19 protein-coding genes are annotated in these 16005 nt (G+C 66.1%); 14 read left to right on the top strand and 5 right to left on the bottom strand.

Annotated features, from left to right (window positions below):
• Positions 1 to 39: 39 nt before the first annotated feature.
• Complete coding sequence (locus KXZ72_RS05115) at positions 40 to 408, bottom strand: DoxX family protein (protein ID WP_226082658.1); 369 nt, start codon at positions 406 to 408, stop codon at positions 40 to 42.
• 117 nt (positions 409 to 525) lie between these two features.
• Here KXZ72_RS05115 and KXZ72_RS05110 point away from each other — a divergent pair, with 117 nt between their 5' ends.
• The 4 genes from KXZ72_RS05110 to KXZ72_RS05095 all read left to right on the top strand — a co-directional run bounded on the left by KXZ72_RS05110 (position 526) and on the right by KXZ72_RS05095 (position 4342).
• Positions 526 to 1044, top strand: a complete 519-nt coding sequence (locus KXZ72_RS05110; RefSeq protein ID WP_226082657.1) for a MarR family winged helix-turn-helix transcriptional regulator — start codon at positions 526 to 528, stop codon at positions 1042 to 1044.
• A gap of 217 nt (positions 1045 to 1261) precedes the next feature.
• Entirely contained in the window at positions 1262 to 2272 is a 1011-nt protein-coding gene (locus tag KXZ72_RS05105) for an aldo/keto reductase (protein ID WP_226082656.1), read from the top strand.
• A gap of 85 nt (positions 2273 to 2357) precedes the next feature.
• Positions 2358 to 3737: a M16 family metallopeptidase gene (locus KXZ72_RS05100; protein WP_226083437.1), complete on the top strand. Its 1380-nt coding sequence runs from the start codon at positions 2358 to 2360 to the stop codon at positions 3735 to 3737.
• A gap of 2 nt (positions 3738 to 3739) precedes the next feature.
• On the top strand, positions 3740 to 4342 hold the full coding sequence (locus KXZ72_RS05095) for a histidine phosphatase family protein (RefSeq protein WP_226082655.1): 603 nt from the start codon (positions 3740 to 3742) through the stop codon (positions 4340 to 4342).
• Positions 4343 to 4357: 15 nt separating this feature from the next.
• Here the strand turns inward: KXZ72_RS05095 and KXZ72_RS05090 are convergent, their stop codons facing one another.
• The gene (locus tag KXZ72_RS05090) at positions 4358 to 4813 is read right to left on the bottom strand and encodes a GNAT family N-acetyltransferase (protein ID WP_226082654.1); all 456 of its coding nucleotides are present in this window, start codon (positions 4811 to 4813) and stop codon (positions 4358 to 4360) included.
• Positions 4814 to 4874: 61 nt separating this feature from the next.
• Between KXZ72_RS05090 and dapB the strand changes: the two genes are divergently transcribed.
• The 6 genes from dapB to KXZ72_RS05060 all read left to right on the top strand — a co-directional run bounded on the left by dapB (position 4875) and on the right by KXZ72_RS05060 (position 9801).
• Entirely contained in the window at positions 4875 to 5609 is a 735-nt protein-coding gene (gene dapB, locus KXZ72_RS05085; RefSeq protein WP_226082653.1) for a 4-hydroxy-tetrahydrodipicolinate reductase, read from the top strand.
• Complete coding sequence (locus tag KXZ72_RS05080; RefSeq protein WP_226082652.1) at positions 5609 to 6058, top strand: tetratricopeptide repeat protein; 450 nt, start codon at positions 5609 to 5611, stop codon at positions 6056 to 6058. The genes dapB and KXZ72_RS05080 overlap by 1 nt, the downstream gene beginning before the upstream one ends.
• Before the next feature lie 75 nt (positions 6059 to 6133).
• Complete coding sequence (locus KXZ72_RS05075) at positions 6134 to 7090, top strand: ABC transporter ATP-binding protein (RefSeq protein ID WP_226082651.1); 957 nt, start codon at positions 6134 to 6136, stop codon at positions 7088 to 7090.
• A complete protein-coding gene (locus KXZ72_RS05070) occupies positions 7087 to 7962 on the top strand; it encodes an ABC transporter permease (RefSeq protein ID WP_226082650.1) in 876 nt (291 codons plus the stop codon). The genes KXZ72_RS05075 and KXZ72_RS05070 overlap by 4 nt, the downstream gene beginning before the upstream one ends.
• Before the next feature lie 23 nt (positions 7963 to 7985).
• A complete protein-coding gene (locus KXZ72_RS05065; protein ID WP_226082649.1) occupies positions 7986 to 9176 on the top strand; it encodes a sensor histidine kinase in 1191 nt (396 codons plus the stop codon).
• Positions 9163 to 9801 carry a response regulator gene (locus tag KXZ72_RS05060; RefSeq protein WP_226082648.1) on the top strand — a complete coding sequence of 213 codons (639 nt, stop codon included), beginning with the start codon at positions 9163 to 9165 and terminating at the stop codon, positions 9799 to 9801. The genes KXZ72_RS05065 and KXZ72_RS05060 overlap by 14 nt, the downstream gene beginning before the upstream one ends.
• Here KXZ72_RS05060 and KXZ72_RS05055 read toward each other — a convergent pair.
• Both KXZ72_RS05055 and KXZ72_RS05050 read right to left on the bottom strand, forming a co-directional pair.
• Positions 9798 to 10697 carry a TIGR01777 family oxidoreductase gene (locus KXZ72_RS05055; protein ID WP_226082647.1) on the bottom strand — a complete coding sequence of 300 codons (900 nt, stop codon included), beginning with the start codon at positions 10695 to 10697 and terminating at the stop codon, positions 9798 to 9800. The genes KXZ72_RS05060 and KXZ72_RS05055 overlap by 4 nt on opposite strands.
• 29 nt (positions 10698 to 10726) lie before the next feature.
• Positions 10727 to 11152, bottom strand: coding sequence for an OsmC family peroxiredoxin (locus KXZ72_RS05050; protein ID WP_226082646.1), 426 nt, complete (start codon positions 11150 to 11152; stop codon positions 10727 to 10729).
• A gap of 266 nt (positions 11153 to 11418) precedes the next feature.
• On the opposite strand from KXZ72_RS05050, the gene thyX reads away from it, so the two are divergent.
• From thyX to KXZ72_RS05030, 4 genes are all read left to right on the top strand, one after another.
• Positions 11419 to 12117, top strand: coding sequence for an FAD-dependent thymidylate synthase (gene thyX, locus KXZ72_RS05045; RefSeq protein WP_226083436.1), 699 nt, complete (start codon positions 11419 to 11421; stop codon positions 12115 to 12117).
• A 343-nt stretch (positions 12118 to 12460) separates the two neighbouring features.
• On the top strand, positions 12461 to 12706 hold the full coding sequence (locus tag KXZ72_RS05040) for a hypothetical protein (RefSeq protein WP_226082645.1): 246 nt from the start codon (positions 12461 to 12463) through the stop codon (positions 12704 to 12706).
• A gap of 89 nt (positions 12707 to 12795) precedes the next feature.
• Positions 12796 to 13815 (top strand): 4-hydroxy-tetrahydrodipicolinate synthase, encoded by a 1020-nt coding sequence (gene dapA / locus KXZ72_RS05035; protein ID WP_404823667.1) that lies wholly within the window; start codon positions 12796 to 12798, stop codon positions 13813 to 13815.
• A gap of 110 nt (positions 13816 to 13925) precedes the next feature.
• Positions 13926 to 15602 carry a ribonuclease J gene (locus tag KXZ72_RS05030; RefSeq protein ID WP_226082643.1) on the top strand — a complete coding sequence of 559 codons (1677 nt, stop codon included), beginning with the start codon at positions 13926 to 13928 and terminating at the stop codon, positions 15600 to 15602.
• A gap of 60 nt (positions 15603 to 15662) precedes the next feature.
• Here the strand turns inward: KXZ72_RS05030 and KXZ72_RS05025 are convergent, their stop codons facing one another.
• The gene (locus tag KXZ72_RS05025) at positions 15663 to 15998 is read right to left on the bottom strand and encodes a hypothetical protein (protein WP_226082642.1); all 336 of its coding nucleotides are present in this window, start codon (positions 15996 to 15998) and stop codon (positions 15663 to 15665) included.
• Positions 15999 to 16005 lie beyond the last annotated feature (7 nt).

Raw genomic sequence — 16005 nt, 5'->3', positions numbered from 1 at the left:
CGCGGGTGGGGCCCGGCCGGGCCCCACCCCTTATCTGGGCTAGCCCGCGATCCAGAGGAAACCAAGAACCGCGCTCGCGGCGCTGAGCACGGTGAGTGCCAGCACCGGGACGATGCTCTCGCGGTGCCGGGCATGCTCCCAGATCGCACCTGCCATGATGATCGCCAGGCCGATCGCGGCAATGGGCGTGAGCAGCGGGGCGATTCCGGTCAGCAGCGGCAGGAGCAGGCCGAGCCCACCCAGGACCTCGGCCGCACCGATTAGGCGCACCGCCGCGGCCGGATAGTGGTTCACAAAGTTCATGCCGCGCGCGGCGAGCATCGGGATCGGCGCAAATGTTTTCATTCCGCCGCTTCCGATAAATACGAGCGCGAGGAGGGAGTTCAGGATGATCAGGGCGATAAACACGGCGGTGGTGCTCCTTGGAAACGGGCTCCCGGCAGATCCGGGGCGTTGATCAGCGTAGACAGAAAAGCTTGAACGCGCAAGTATTGATGATTCAAAGATATCGGCTAGGCTGGGTTTATGGATACCACGCGCTGGCTCGACGATGGCGAGTTGATTCTCTGGAAGCGCCTCCAGGCCGTGGCGGAGTTTTTGCCCGCCTCGGTGGACGCCCAGCTGCGGGCCGATTCCGGCCTCACCCGGTTTGAATATTATGTGCTCGCGATGCTCTCCGAGGCCCCCGATCACACCCGGCCGATGAGCGCCCTCGCGCTCGTGACCAATGGCTCGCTCTCGCGCCTGTCCCATGCAGCAACCCGGCTCGAGCGGGAGGGATGGATCTCGCGCGCCAGGGTCCCCTCCGATCGCCGCGCCACCCTCGCCACCCTTACCGCCGCGGGCCTGCGGAAGCTTGAGGCCAGCGCGCCCGGCCACGTCGAGGAGGTGCGTCGTGTGCTCTTTGATCGCCTCAGCGTGGAGCAGGTCCGGGCGCTGAACGCGGCCCTCGCCCCCGTGATCGACGCGCTGGTCCCGGCCGGCGCGCTGGGGGAGTCCTGCCCCGGCTCCGCGGGCGCGGGGGAGTGCCCCCCAAACGGATGACGCCCGCAATGGCGCGGATCGCGGCGCCACGGCTTCCCATCACAGTGCGTATCCAAATTGTTATTATTGGCGGCGACTCGGGGGGCAATATTGCCCCGTAAAACGGGGGACCTGACATAAGCTACGGTCAGAGGGCACGGCTAGCGGGGGAGGAACCCGGCGCCACTGCCCACGGGGATACCGGGGATGTGACATTATGGCGAAGCGCTCGACCGACATGAGTGTCGACTCGATCCCGCTCACGCTCCCGGGCCTGCACCCCTCCACCCCGATCGATATCCTGCCGGGCACCCCCGGGGTGGGTACCGGCATTCGCCGCCCACTCGGCGGCACCGAACTCTCGGTCTTCCCCATCTCCCTCGGCACGAGCGTTTTTGGCTGGACCGCGCAGTCCTCCGATTGTGAAAAGATCCTGGACCGCTACGCCGAGGCGGGTGGAAACTTCATCGATACCGCCGATAGCTATTCGGCCGGACGCAGCGAACACTTCATCGGCAGCTGGATGTCGCGGCGCGGCAATCGCGATAGCACCGTAATCGCCACCAAGATCGGCCGCCACCCCGATAATCCCGGGCTCGGCTCGGTGAGCATGGTGCGCGCGGTGGAGGCCAGCCTGGAACGCCTGCAGACCGACCATATCGACGTGCTCTATTTCCACGACGACGATCCGCGTATCCCCATCGAGGACTATCTGGGCACCGCCGAATGGCTCATCGAAACCGGCAAGGTGCGCTATCTGGGCGCCTCCGCGTTCCGGCCCGAGCGCCTCGTCCAGGCACGCATCCTCGCGGCCTCGGGCTATCCGCGCTTCTCGGCGATCGGCACCCACTATAGCCTCCTGCATCGCAGCACCTATGAGGGCATGCTGGAGCTCGTGAGCCGCGGGCAGGGGCTCGCGGTTATGCCCTATCTCACGCTCGAAAACGGGTTTTTGAGCGGCAAATATCGTTCGCGCGCCACGCTCAGCGCCTCCGCACGCGGTTCCCGCGTATCGAGCCTGGTAAATCGGCAGGGCCTGCGGGTGCTGCAGGTGCTGGATCGCATCGCCGCGGAACACTCCGTTACCATCACCACAATCGCGCTGGCCTGGGTGCTCTCGCGCCCCGGGGTCACCGCGCCGGTGGTCAGCGCCAATAATCCCGATCAGGTGGATGCCCTCGTGGCGGCTCCCGGAATCACCCTGAGCCGCACCCAACGCGCCGAGTTGGAGCGGGTATGGCACTCCTAACGGGGTAGTGCGACACCCGGAGGATTTACCCCCGCGCCGCGGCTAGCGCACGTAATGTCCGCGCCCCGGTCTAGGCTGTTGCATGATGACTTCAGCCACTGAGTTCCCGCTGTCCCAGCCCGAAATGACCTTTGAGACCTCGGCAGGGTCCCTCATTCGGCGCACCGTATTGCCCAATGGGCTGCGGATTCTCAGCGAGGCCATGCCCGCGAGCAGCAGCGCCACCCTGGGTTTTTGGGTGGGGGTGGGCTCGCGCGATGAACTCGCGCAGGACCTCTCGGCGGGTGCCTCGGGCTTTGGCTCCACGCACTTCCTGGAGCACCTGCTGTTTAAGGGCACGCCCACGCGCAGCGCGCTCGATATCGCGATCGCCTTTGATTCCGTGGGCGGAGAGCATAACGCCCTCACCGCCAAGGAATATACCTGCTATTACGCGCGGGTTCGGGACGAGGACGTCTCGATGGCCACCACGGTCCTCGCCGATATGATCGCGTCCTCAGAGCTGGACCCCGAGGAGTTTGAGCGCGAACGCGGCGTCATCCTCGAGGAGCTCGCGATGCGCGAGGACGATCCGGGTACCGCCGTCTGGGAGCGCTTCTTTGAGGCCGTGCTGGGCGAGCACCCGCTGGCCCGCGCGATTGGCGGCACCCCGGATACCATCAACGCGTGCACGCGCGAGGCAGTCCTGGAGCACTATCGCCGAAACTATCGCCCCGAGGATGTGGTGATCTCCGCGGCCGGCGCGATCGATCACGATTCCCTGGTCGCGGATGTCAGCGCTGCCCTCGAGGCCGCCGGCTGGGACCTGAGCGTGCGCTCCGAGCCCGTGGCCCGACGCTCGCTGGTCGCGGTGGAAACCACGCGCGCCACGGACGTATTTGTGGAATACCGGCCCATCGAACAGGTGCACCTGCTGATCGGCGGCGCCGGAATCGCGATGCGCGATGAGCGTTGGCTTGTGATGAGCGTACTGAACTCCATTCTTGGCGGCGGCATGAGCTCGCGGCTCTTCCAGGAGATCCGGGAAAAGCGTGGCCTGGCCTATTCGGTCTACTCCTTCTCCACGTCCTATTCCGATACCGGGGTTTTTGGGTTGGGCGCCGCGTGCACCCCGGCCAAGACCCGCGAGGTCGCCGATCTGATGCTCGCGGAGCTGCGCCTGCTCGCCGAGGACGGCGTAACCGAGGAGGAAATGTCGCGCGCCCTGGGCCAGCTCTCAGGTGCCTCTGCGCTCGCCCTGGAAGACTCGGATGCGCGCATGTCGCGGCTGGGCCGCGCCGACCTCCTGGTGGGCGAGTTCCTCGACCTCGACGCCACGCTCGCACGCCTGTCCGCGGTCACCGCGGAGGACGTGCGGGATCTCGCCCGCGACCTCGCGGCGCGCCCGCTCACGATCACCGCCGTGGGCGCCATCGAGGAAAATATCTTTGCCGGCTTCGGAGAAAGCCCTGAGGGAAAGAACTAATCATGAGCCAGTTTTTATATTTGGTTCGGCACGGGGAACAGCAGGATGCCGAACACGGGTTGCCCGATGGGCCGCTCTCGCCGCGGGGACGCCGCCAGGCCACGCTCATTGCCGAGCGCCTGAGCGGGCTGCCGCTGACCGCCGCCTATCACTCCCCGCTGCAGCGCGCGGCCGAGACCGCCACGATCATCGCGGAGAAGCTGCCGTCGATCGAGCTGGAGCCCTCGGCCCTGCTCTTTGACTGCGTTCCCACCGGCAAAACCCCGGAGACCCCCTCGGCCTATGAGCCGTTTTTTGGTGCGGTCACCGAGGCCGAGACCGAGGCCGGGGCTGCGCAGATGACCGATGCGGTGGCCGAGTTTCTCGCGCCGCGCAGCGGGGATCGCCACGACCTCATCATCAGCCATAACTTCGTAATCGCCTGGTTTGTGCGCGAGGTGCTGGGAGCCCCCGATTGGCGCTGGATGGCCATGGATCAGGCCAATTGTGGCCTGACCATCATCCACCGCAAGCCGGGCCGCCCGTGGAACCTACTCACCCATAACGACCTCGCGCACCTGCCGATGGAATTGCGCACGGGCCTCCCGGACCCGCTGCCGGTCTAGGCGCGCGAAGGCGCGCTATCCGAGCGTCTTGCCAAACCAGTGGGTGGCGTTGGGATTATCGTTATACGGCTTAATCTCGGCATAGCCGCTGGCCCGGTAGAGGCCGCCGGCCGCCGCGAGGCTCGCATTGGTATCCAGCACGAGGCCCGTGGCGCCCAGCGCGCGTGCCTCGTGCTCCAGGCGGCCGAGCAGTTCCCGGCCCAGGCCGCGCCCGCGCGTCTCGGGCCGCAGATAGACGTGCTTAATCTCGAAGCTGCCGGCACCCAGATCGCGCACCCCGCCGCAGCCGAGCACCCGCTGTCCCTCGACCAGCAGGATAAACGCGCCGCGGGGCGGCAGAAATCGTGCCGGATCGGGGCGATTAACCAGATAGCCGCCGCCGGGAAAGCCCTCGGCTCGTTCGGCAAAATACTCGTCCAGGAGTTCGCTCGCCGCGGGGTCCGCGGGGGAAACGGTCTTAAAGGTGTGCACGTGCGGAATTCTATGCGCTTCCGGCGCGGGCTGCCACCCGGGAGTTGGTAGATTAGAGCACATGTCAATCAGCGTTGCGGTCGTAGGAGCAAGTGGCAAGATGGGGCGGCTATTTTGCCGCCTGATCGAGGAGAGCGCCGATTATGAGGTGCATTCGCGCCTCGGCTCGCGCAGCGCGCTGGAGGAGATGAACGGCGCCGATCTGGTGGTCGACGTGAGTAATCCCTCCGCGAGTGCCGAGATCGTGGCCCACGCCCTCGGCACCGGTGCCAATGTTCTGGTGGGCACATCCGGGTGGTCGGCCGAGCGCCTCGCCGCGCTGGGACGCTCGATCCCCGAGGGCCGCGGCGTGCTGGTCATCCCTAATTTTTCCGTGGGTTCGGTGCTGGGCACCACCCTCGCAAGTATCGCCTCGCGCTTTTATGAGTCGATTGAGATCATCGAGGCCCATGCCTCCACCAAGATCGATTCCCCGAGCGGCACCGCGGTGCGCACGGCCGAGCAGATCGATCGCGCCCGCTCGGGGCTCGGCCCGGTGGAGGCCCCGCATGCCGATCAGCGTGCGCGCGGCGAACTGATCGCCGGTATCCCGGTGCATAGCCTGCGCATGCGCGGAATCGTGGCCCAGCAGAGCGTGATCCTGGGCGGCCCGGGCGAGACCCTGACCATCACCCACGACACGATCGACCAGGGGGCCTATGAGCCGGGAATCCGGCTGGCGCTGGGCCGTGCCCGGGAGATCACGGGCCTCGTGGTGGGCCTGGAAAACGTCATCAACCTCGGCCTGGGCGAATAATGCGCACCCGCTTCGGCGTGATTCTGATCACCATTCTGATGGTCATCTGCCTGTTTTTGGTCAGCCAGAAGGCACTGATCGCGGTGGCCACGGGAGACCCGCTGGCCATCACGATTGGTGTGGCCCTGGTGGTCCTGGTGCTGGGCGGGATTTGGGCACTCGTCCGCGAGCTGCGCTTTGGCTCCGCCGCCTCGCGCCTCGGTGCACGCCTGGAGGGTGTGGGCCTGCTGCCCGAGGAGGAGGTCCCGGTATCCCCGAGCGGCCGCCGCGACCGTGCCGCCGTGGACGAGCTCTTCCCCGCCTATCGCAGCGCCGTGGAGCGCGCACCCGAGGACTGGGTGGCCTGGTATCGGCTCGGGATTGTGTATGACGCCGCGGGGGACCGCACGCGCGCCCGGCATGCGATCCGGCAGGCCATCCGCCTGGAGGGCAGCCCCGGGGGCTCCTAGTCAACCGATCGGTTGACGGCGCGTCCGTGAATCGGACGCTGGTGGGGGGCACGCCCGCCGCGCGAGGATGGGGGTATGACCTCACTCCCCGCGATTTCCGTGCGAAATCTCACTAAAACCTATCGCGGTGTACCCGCGGTCTCCAACCTCGGATTTGAGGTGGCCTCGGGCAGCCTCTGCGCGTTTCTGGGCACCAACGGGGCCGGGAAATCCACCACCATCTCCTGCATCACCACGCTGCTCGATTTTGACTCGGGCGAGATCAACGTGCTCGGGGAGCGGGTCGGCTCCGCGGCCGGCAATGAGCGCATTCGCCGCGGAATCGGCGTGGTCTTCCAAAACTCGGTCCTCGACCCGCGGCTGAGCGTGCGCGAAAACCTCGCCACCCGCGCCCGCATCTATGGCCTGAGCTCCGCGCAGATCCGCGCAAAGATCACCGAGCTGGTGGAGTTGATTGGCCTCGCCGAGGTGGTGGACCGCCGCTATGGCACCCTCTCGGGCGGGCAGCGCCGCCGCGCCGATATCGCCCGCGCGCTGGTGCACGACCCGCAGATTCTTTTTCTTGATGAGCCCACCACGGGCCTGGACCCCGGAAGCCGGGAGAAGGTCTGGGAGGCCATCCATGCGCTGCGCGCCGCGCGCGGCATCACCGTGTTGCTGACCACCCATTATCTGGCGGAGACCGAGCGGGCCGATGACGTCCTGATCATCCGCGCCGGCACACTCGCGGTGCGCGGCAGCGCCGCCGACCTGCGCGAACGCTATAGCTCAAGCCTGCTCACCGTGAGCTGCACCGATCCCGCCGGGCTGCGTGCAGCCTGCGCGGCCGCGGGCATCCCGGTGCACGAGGAGGGGGCGCGGCTGCTGATCCACACCCCGGATTCCGGGACGGCGCTTGACCTGATCCGGGCGCACCGCCCCACCCTGACCGATTTTGAATTCCGGCACGGAACGATGGACGATGTATTCCTCGCCGTGACCGGGGAGGCGTTTTCCGCCGCCGAAACCACCCCCGAGGAGCGTGTGGCATGAACGCCGTACTCACCCTGACCCACCGCAATCTGCGGGCCTTCTTCCGCGAGCGGATGCGGGTGTTTTTTTCGCTGCTCGCCGCGATCATCCTGGTGCTGCTCTACGTGTTTTTCCTGGGCGCGCAGATTTCCGCGAGCCTCACCGATCGGCTCCCCGGCGCACAGGCCGCCGATATCGACCTGTTTATGCGCTCCTGGGTTTTTGCCGGTGTGGTGATGATCACGACCCTGACAACCAGCCTCGGGGCCACCTCGGTATTTATCGAGGACCGGGTCTCGCATCGCTTTGACGACTTCCTGATCTCCCCGCTGCGCCGCACCCACCTCACGCTGGGCTATCTGCTCTCCGCCTTCGTGATCTCGGCCATAATTTCGTTGCTGATCCTCGCGATCGCCCAGGCCTATCTGCTGCTCAGCGGCGGGGGCATGAACGCGCCGCAGCTGCTGAGCGCGGTGGGGATCACCCTGCTGTGCTGCGCCTCCTTCTCGGCCCTCTCGGCGTTTATCGCGAGCCTGATCTCCTCGGAGGGAGCCTTCTCCGCGCTGTCCACGCTCGTGGGCACGATCTCCGGTTTCCTCGCCGGCGCCTATGTGCCGTTTGGGGCCCTGCCCGCGGCCGTGGGAAACGTGATGACCGCGCTGCCGTTTGCGCAGGCCGCGACCCTGATGCGCGGCCCGCTCACCGAGAATACCCTCGCCACGCTGACCGATTCCACGCCGGGTGCGGGAGCCGAGATCGGGGAGTATTTTGGCATCACCGCGAGCCTGGGGGATCTGAGCCTCACGCCGGGCCTGATCGTGACCTATCTGATCGTGCTGGGCGTGGTCTTCCTCGGCCTCGCGAGCTGGCGGATCGGGCGCAGCCTGCGCTAGCGCGCTGTGCCAGACTGGACGCTATGACACGGATTTCGGGCTGGACCCTCGCGATTGCGGGCGGCTGCACGGGCCTCGCGCTGATGGGCATCCTGACCGATGCCGGCGCGGGTACCGCGCTGCTGCCCGCGCCGACCCGGATCGCCCTGATGCTGGCGATGCTCGCCTGTATCCCGCTCTTTTATGTGCTGTGGGGCCGCCGGATGATGGCCCAGGAGGCCGCGTATAGGCTGGCCCCGTATCTGCTGATCCCGGTGGGCGGGGTCCTCGCCTTTTTGAACCCCAATATGCTGTGCGCCCAGGTATTGCTGCATCCGCTGTGGTGGTCCAGCACGCGCACCCGCGGCGCGGGCATCACGCTCAGCACGCTGGGGGTGCTCACGATGACCGCCGGCTCGATTCTGGGGCAGCAGGATCCGCACTGGGTCCCCACGATTCTCGTGGTCGCGGTGATCTCGCTCATTTTTGCGATTGCGATGGGCCTGTGGATCAGCCGCATCCAGGAGATCGGCCAGGAAAATGCGCACCTGGTGGCCGAGCTGCGCAGCCGCGAGGCACAGATCGCCGCGCTGAACCGGGACGTGGGGGCGGTGCAGGAGCGCGGGCGGCTCTCGCGGGACCTGCACGATACCGTGGCTCAAACCCTGACCGGGGTGGTGATGCTCTCCCGGCGCGCCCTGCGCCAGGCGGAGACCGGGGCCGCCGGCCTGACCGATACCGTGCGCCTGATCGAGACCAGCGCCGCCGAGGCGCTCGCCGAGACCCGCGCGCTGGTGGCCGCCGCCTCCTCGCTGGAGGGGTCAACCCTGTCCGATACCCTCACCCGGTTCTGTGAGCGGTTTGGGCGCGAGACCGGGATCGCCGTGCGGATCCGGGTCGCGGAGGACAGCACACTCTCGCGCGCCGCCGAGGTGATCCTGCTGCGCTGCGTGCAGGAGGGCTTGGCCAATATTCGTAAACACGCCCACGCCACCGACGCCGGCGTGGAACTGATCACCGATTCCGCGGGCAGCCGGCTGCGGATCACCGATAACGGGCGCGGTCCGGGCTCCGCCTCCCCGGCGACGGGCGGCCAGTTTGGGCTGGCCGGCCTGGCCGAGCGCCTCGCGGAGGCAGGGGGCAGCGTGGCGCTGGAGCCCGGAACCCGCGGCGGCGCACGGCTGACCGTGATCCTGCCCCCGAGCGCACCGAGGAATAATCATGACCGAACCTAAAATCCGAATCCTGGTGGTGGACGATCACCCGATCGTGCGCGCGGGCATCGCGGCAACCCTCGAGGACGCACCCGATCTGTGTGTGGTGGGGGACGCCGGAAGTGGCCCCGCGGCGCTGGAATTTTTGGCCCATACCGCCGCGGATGTGGTGCTTATGGATCTGCGCATGCCCGGGGGAGACGGGGTGCAGGCCACCGCGGGCATCCGCGAGCGGTATCCCGAGGTGCGCGTGCTGATCCTCACCACCTATGAGAGCGATGACGCGATCCTGGACGCGATTGAGGCGGGAGCCTCCGGCTATCTGCTGAAGGCGGCACCGGAGGAGGAGATTCTCGCGGGGGTGCGCGCCGTGAGCGTGGGGAAAACCGTGCTGGCCCCCGAGATCGCGGCATCGCTGGTGGCGCGCGTGCGGGCCCCGCGCGGGCCCCGGGTGATGCTGACTCCGCGCGAACGCGAGGTGCTGACGCTGGTCGCGGCGGGCCGCACCAATGGCCAGATCGCCCTGACCCTGGGCGTGACCGAGGCCACCGTAAAGACCCACCTGGTGCGCAGCTTTGAGAAACTGGGCGTGGGTGATCGCACGCGGGCCGTGACGCTCGCGCTGGAGCTGGGCCTGATCGGTTAGCCGTGCCGCGCGCGCCCGAGCGCCGTGTGCAGCGCCTCGGGAACCGTGGGATGGGTAAAAACGAAACCCTCCGCGAGCAGGACCTCCGGGGAGATGCGCTGATCCACCAGGATCAGATCCTCGGCGGCATCGCGCAGCAGCGCCCGAATCGCAAACCCGGGGGCGGGTAACCAATACGGTCGTTTTAGTTCGGAGGCGAGGGCGCGGCCGATGTCCCCGGCGGTGCTGGGGGTGGGGGCCACAATATTCACGGGACCGGTGACCGCCGAGTCCAGCAGAAACACCAGCGCAGCCACCTCGTCCTCGAGTGCCACCCACGGCCAATAGTTTTTGCCGCCGCCCAGCGGGCCACCCAGGCCGAGCCGGGTCAGCGCGATCATCGGGCCGATGGCCCCCGCGGGGTCGAGGACGATCCCGGTGCGGGCGAGTACCACCACGCAGCTATCGGCGGCCTCGAGGGCGGCCGCCTCCCAGCGCCGGGTGAGGTCGGCGAGGAAACCCGCGCCCGCGGTGCTGGACTCGTCCAGGTCCTCGCCCGGGCGGGAACCGTAGAAGCCCGAGGCGGAGGCGTTGATCAGGATGCGCGGGGGAATCGCGGCGGCGCGGATGGCCCCCACCACGGTGCGGGTGCAGTCCAGGCGCGAGCGGAGCAGTTCGCGGCGATACGCGGAGGTCCAGGGGAGCTTGCCGATGCTCGCGCCGGAAAGATTAATCACGGCGTCCACGCCGTCGAGGGCGCCCGCGGGAATACGGCCGGCGGCCGGGTCCCAGCGCAGCTCATTGGGGGATTGCGGTTCGCGCCGCACCAGGAGCCGCAGGGTGTGCCCCTCGGCCTCCAGGCGGGCGCGCAGGGCGGAACCGATGAGCCCGGAGGCCCCCGTCAGCAGGATCAGCATATGATCGATTCCGCCCGTGCGAGTTCTCGCTAGGCCAGGCTCGCCTCGAGGGTGATCTGGACGCCCGCGAGGGCCTGCGAGACGGGGCAACCCACCTTGGCCTCGCCCGCGATGCGGTCGAAGTCTTCGGTGGAGATGCCGGGGACCGTGGCGTTGACCAGCAGGTGGCTGCCGGTGATGCCGGTGCCGGGGATGAAGGTCACGGCGGCGGTGACGTGCAGGCGCTCGGGGGTGTGGCCGGCCTCGGTGAGGGCATTGGAGAAGGCCATCGAGAAGCACGAGGCGTGGGCGGCACCCAGGAGCTCCTCGGGGGTGGTGACGCGGTCGGAACCCTCCGAGCGGGCCTTCCAGTTCACGGCCAGATTGGCGGCGGAGGACGAGTCGAGGTTAACGGTGCCGGAGCCCTCGAAGAGCGATCCGGTCCAGACGGTGGTTGCTTCGCTGGTTACTGACATGGGGATTCCTCCAAGAAAGTGGTGCGGATTAAGAGACCGGACACGCTCCACCGGGAGGGTGAAGCCGCGAACTCCGAATATTTATTTGAGCCTATCCGGTTCGCCCCCACAAGAACACAGCTACCGCGGATTTTCCGCCGCGACGCGCGGATTTTCGGGGCGTGGATTGCCGCCCGGGATTGCTCCTCCCGGCGCGTCCCCGGACCCGATCCACTCGCCCCGTGGGATAGGGTGAGAGCGTGTCAGAGATTGAATTCCGAAGCGAAATGACGGTGGAGCTGGTCCGCGCAAGCGCCAGCGATTCCGATGTCCTGTTTGCGGCCCGGGTGTCCACCCAGGGTGAGCAGACCCTCGAATCCGCCCAGAGCGGCGACGAGGCCACGAGCCGCGACCGCGGACTCATCAACTACCTCATGCGGGACCGCCACGGCTCCCCGTTTGAGCACAACTCGATGACCTTCTACGTGCAGGCACCGATCTTTGTATTCCGCGAGTTCATGCGCCACCGCATGGCCAGCTATAACGAGGAATCGGGCCGCTATCGTCAGCTCAACCCCACGTTTTATGTGCCCTCGGCCGAGCGTAACCTGATCCAGGAGGGTAAGCCCGGAGCCTATAACTTCCTGCCCGGCACCCCCGAACAGACCGAGCTGGTACAGGCCGAGTCCAAGGCGCAGTCCATCGCGGCCTATGAGTCCTATCAGCGCATGCTGGATGCCGGTGTGGCCCGCGAGGTCGCCCGCATCGTGCTGCCGCTGAACCTGTACTCCTCGATGTATGTCACGGTCAACGCGCGCTCGATGATGAACTTCCTGAGCCTGCGCACCAAGCGCGAGGGCACACACTTCCCGTCGTTCCCGCAGCGCGAGATCGAGATGTGTGCCGAGCTCATGGAGAACCACTTCGCCGAGCTGATGCCCCTCACCTATGAGGCCTTTAATAAAAACGGCCGCGTTTCGCCGTAGTTATCTGAGGTGAAGAACCGTCCCGTACCGTGTGCCAGGCACCGGAGCGGGGCGGTTTTTCTTTATTAAAACACCTCCTCAAGGCTCGTTATCGGCTGGGAATGCAGACGAGCTCATGCCGCGGGCCCGGCGATCAACGCATACTCGACGCTAGGGAAAATGGAGAAGGGTTCGGGGAGGGGAAAATAATGCGGAGACGAATTCTTTTGCCCCGGCCTTCCGGAGGGGCCGATTCCGGGCCCGTGATCGATCCGGGCGAAGACACACGGAGGGCGCCTGTCTCGGGAGCATCCGGGGCGCCGATCCTGCGGATCTATCCGTTACTCCCGAGCGGGGGCACCTCATGCCCCTAAAAACCGGGCGCGGGCGGCGGGCCCACCGCGCGGGGTTCCGGGTTCCGGCGTGGCTGCTCGCCACGCTGGTGATCGCTCCGCTGCTGATATTTCAGCTTGCCGAATTTCTCGGTCACGGGCACGTGGGCCTGGAACAAAAGCTGCCGCTACTCGGAATAGACACCGTTTTCTGGGGTCTTTTGCTCCTGATCTTTGCAAAGGGCCCGGAAGCGGGGCGGAGATTCCGCCGCTCATGAGATGCCGTCCCGCTCGGGGCCCCGCTCGGCACGCACGGAGCGGGCCAAAGCGCACGTCTTAATCTGCCGCGGTGTGCACCACACACCGAATGAAGGTGCATAGCGACCACACAAACCGGTACTGTGGAAACGTGTCTACAGTCGAGAATCCCTTTGGTCAGGTCCTTGTCGCGCTTGTCACCCCCTTCACCGCCGATGGTGAAGTGGATTGGCCGGGCGTCGAAAAGCACATGGACGATGTCATCTCCGCCGGTGCCGACGGCATCGTCATCACCGGTACCACCGGGGAAACCTCCACGCTGACCGACCCGGAAAAGCTCCGCCTCGTGGAGGTGGGTAAGTCCGTCTCGGCCGGTCGCGCCAAGATCATCACGGGTGGTGGCTCCAATGAGACCGCCCATGCCATCGAGCTGTATAAGGCCAGCGAAAAGGCCGGCGCAGACGGTGTCATGATCGTCACGCCGTACTATAACAAGCCCACGCAGTCGGGAGTGCTCACGCATTTCCGGATGATCGCCGATGCCACCGATCTGCCCGTGATCCTCTACGATATCCCGGGCCGCACCGGTATTCCCATCCAGTACGAGACCATTCTGCGTGCCGCCAAGCACCCGAATATTCTCGCCGTGAAGGATGCCAAGGGCGATTTCTCCGAGGTGAGCCGGGTCCTGAACCAGACCGACCTGCTCTATTTCTCGGGAGACGACGCCAACGCACTCCCGCACCTGTCCATCGGCGCCTCCGGCCTGATCGGCGTGACCGGCAATATCGCCGCCACCCCGTATCGCCAGATCGTTGATGCCGTCAACGCCGGCGACCTGGCCACCGCCACGGCCGCCCACCAGGGCCTCGAGCCGCTCGTGCGTGCCGTCATGACGCATGTTCCCGGCACGGTGGCCGTGAAGTATATTCTGCAGGGCCTCGGGCGCATCGGTAGCGCCCGCGTGCGCCTGCCGCTCGTGGGCCCCGAGGACTTCGAGGCCGCCAAAATCGAGGACGATCTTGCCCTCGTCGGAGACATCCCCGGTGTCGACCTGCATAACTTCCGTCCCGACCGCAATGCTGCGGCCGGTGGCGCACTACCCAAGGTGCACGGAACCACGCGCTAGGAGGGGCTCGGGTTGGTTCGCCACCCCGTCCCGCTCCCCGCGGATGGTGCCTGCTGTGCATCGCAACACACAATGAGCGGATTTTGAACGCTCAACGATAAGGAGGGCGAATGCCCGTCACCGCCTATATGCCGCCGAAACTGAAAAAGGGAACCCTGCGGGTTACCCCGATCGGCGGACTCGGTGAAATTGGTCGCAATATGACGACCTTCGAAATCGACGGCAAGATTCTGATCGTGGACTGTGGTGTGCTCTTCCCCGAGGAGCACCAGCCCGGTGTTGATCTGATCCTGCCCGATTTTGGACCGATTAAGGACCGCCTGCAGGACATCGTGGGCGTGGTTTTGACCCACGGCCACGAGGACCACATCGGCGCCGTCCCCTACCTGCTGCGCCTGCGCCAGGATATTCCGCTGATCGGCTCCGGCCTGACCCTCGCACTCGTGGAGGCCAAGCTCAAGGAACACCGGATTAAGCCCTATACCCACACGGTGAAGGAGGGGGATACCGAGAAGCTTGGTCCGTTTGACCTCGAATTCATCGCCGTGAACCACTCGATCCCGGATGCCCTCGCGGTATTCATCCGCACCGAGGCCGGTACGGCCCTGGTCACGGGTGACTTCAAGATGGATCAGCTGCCCCTGGACGGTCGGATCACCGACCTGCGCGCGTTTGCCCGCGTCGGCGAGGAGGGCGTGGACCTGTTCCTGCCCGATTCCACCAACGCCGAGGTTCCCGGGTTCACCACGCCCGAGCGCGATATCGGACCGGTTCTGTCCTCCGTGATGGCCAAGACCAAGGGTCAGGTCATCGTGGCGAGCTTCTCGAGCCACGTTCACCGCGTGCAGCAGGTGCTGGATGCCGCCTACGAGAACGGCCGCCGCGTGGCCCTGCTGGGTCGTTCGATGGTGCGCAATATGACCATCGCCGCCGAGCTCGGCTATCTGCACGTCCCCGAGGGTGTGCTGGTGGACTTCAAGAAGACCAAGGGCATTCCCGATAATAAGATCGTCTTCATGTCCACGGGTTCGCAGGGCGAGCCGATGGCCGTGCTGAGCCGGATGGTCAACCAGGATCACCAGGTGGAGCCCCGCGAGGGCGATACCGTGATCCTCGCGTCGAGCCTGATCCCGGGTAACGAGAACGCCGTGTATCGCATCATCGACGGGCTCACCAAGCTCGGCGCCAATGTGGTGCATAAGGGCAACGCCAAGGTGCACGTCTCCGGACACGCCTCCGCCGGCGAGCTGCTCTACTGCTATAACATCCTCAAGCCCAAGAACGTGCTGCCCGTGCACGGCGAGCACCGCCACCTCTTTGCCAATGGCAAGCTCGCCAACCAGACCGGTGTTCCCGAGAAGAACACCATCCTCGGTCAGGACGGCATCGTTGTGGATCTGCGCGATGGTGTGGCCCGCGAGGTGGGTCAGCTCGATCTGAAGTTTGTCTACGTGGACGGCAAGACCGTCGGCGAGATCACCGAGGACGACCTGCGCGACCGCCGCGTGCTGGGCGAGGAGGGTTTCATCTCGATCCTCGTGGCCATCGACGGCAAGACCGGCCGGATCATCTCCGGTCCGCAGATCCAGGCCAAGGGCTTTGCCGAGGACGTCCGCGTCTTTGATAAGGTCAAGCCGAAGATCGTCGCCGCGATTAACGAGGCCGCCGATAACGGCGTACGCGACACCCACGCACTGAACCAGATCGTGCGCCGCACGATGGGTCGCTGGGTGGCCACGTCGCTGCGTCGCCGCCCGATGATCGTTCCGATGGTGGTTGCCGCATAACCGGTAACCCCATGCCAAAAACGGGCGCCCTCCTCACGGAGAGCGCCCGTTTTTTGTTGCCTAGCCAACCCGGTCGAAGTGGTCCACTTTGTTGTTTTGTGCGCCGTCATCCTGGAGTTGGGTACCCGACGGGAAATAGACAACTTCTTCCGAGATATTCGGACCCGCGATATTGCGCGCGGAATATCCAAATACAGAACCATTGATTGTCGACTGAGCTCGGTTATCCCCCACATCCACGACCTCGCCAATTCCTTCCGCGAGGACCGTGCCCTGGAAATTTCTGCTGTCCCATACCTCGAGCGTGCCCACGGCATTTGCGGCGAGTGTTCCCCCGAGCGTTGAGGCCATGATGAGTCCTGAAACGGTAACTGCCTTCATCCATGTATTGGTCATGATTTCT

Origin of the sequence: Mycetocola spongiae (assembly GCF_020424085.1) — a bacterium.
GTDB lineage: Bacteria > Actinomycetota > Actinomycetes > Actinomycetales > Microbacteriaceae > Mycetocola > Mycetocola spongiae.
The sequence above is the reverse complement of the archived record's forward strand: the minus strand, read 5'-3'. Positions and strand labels throughout refer to the sequence as shown.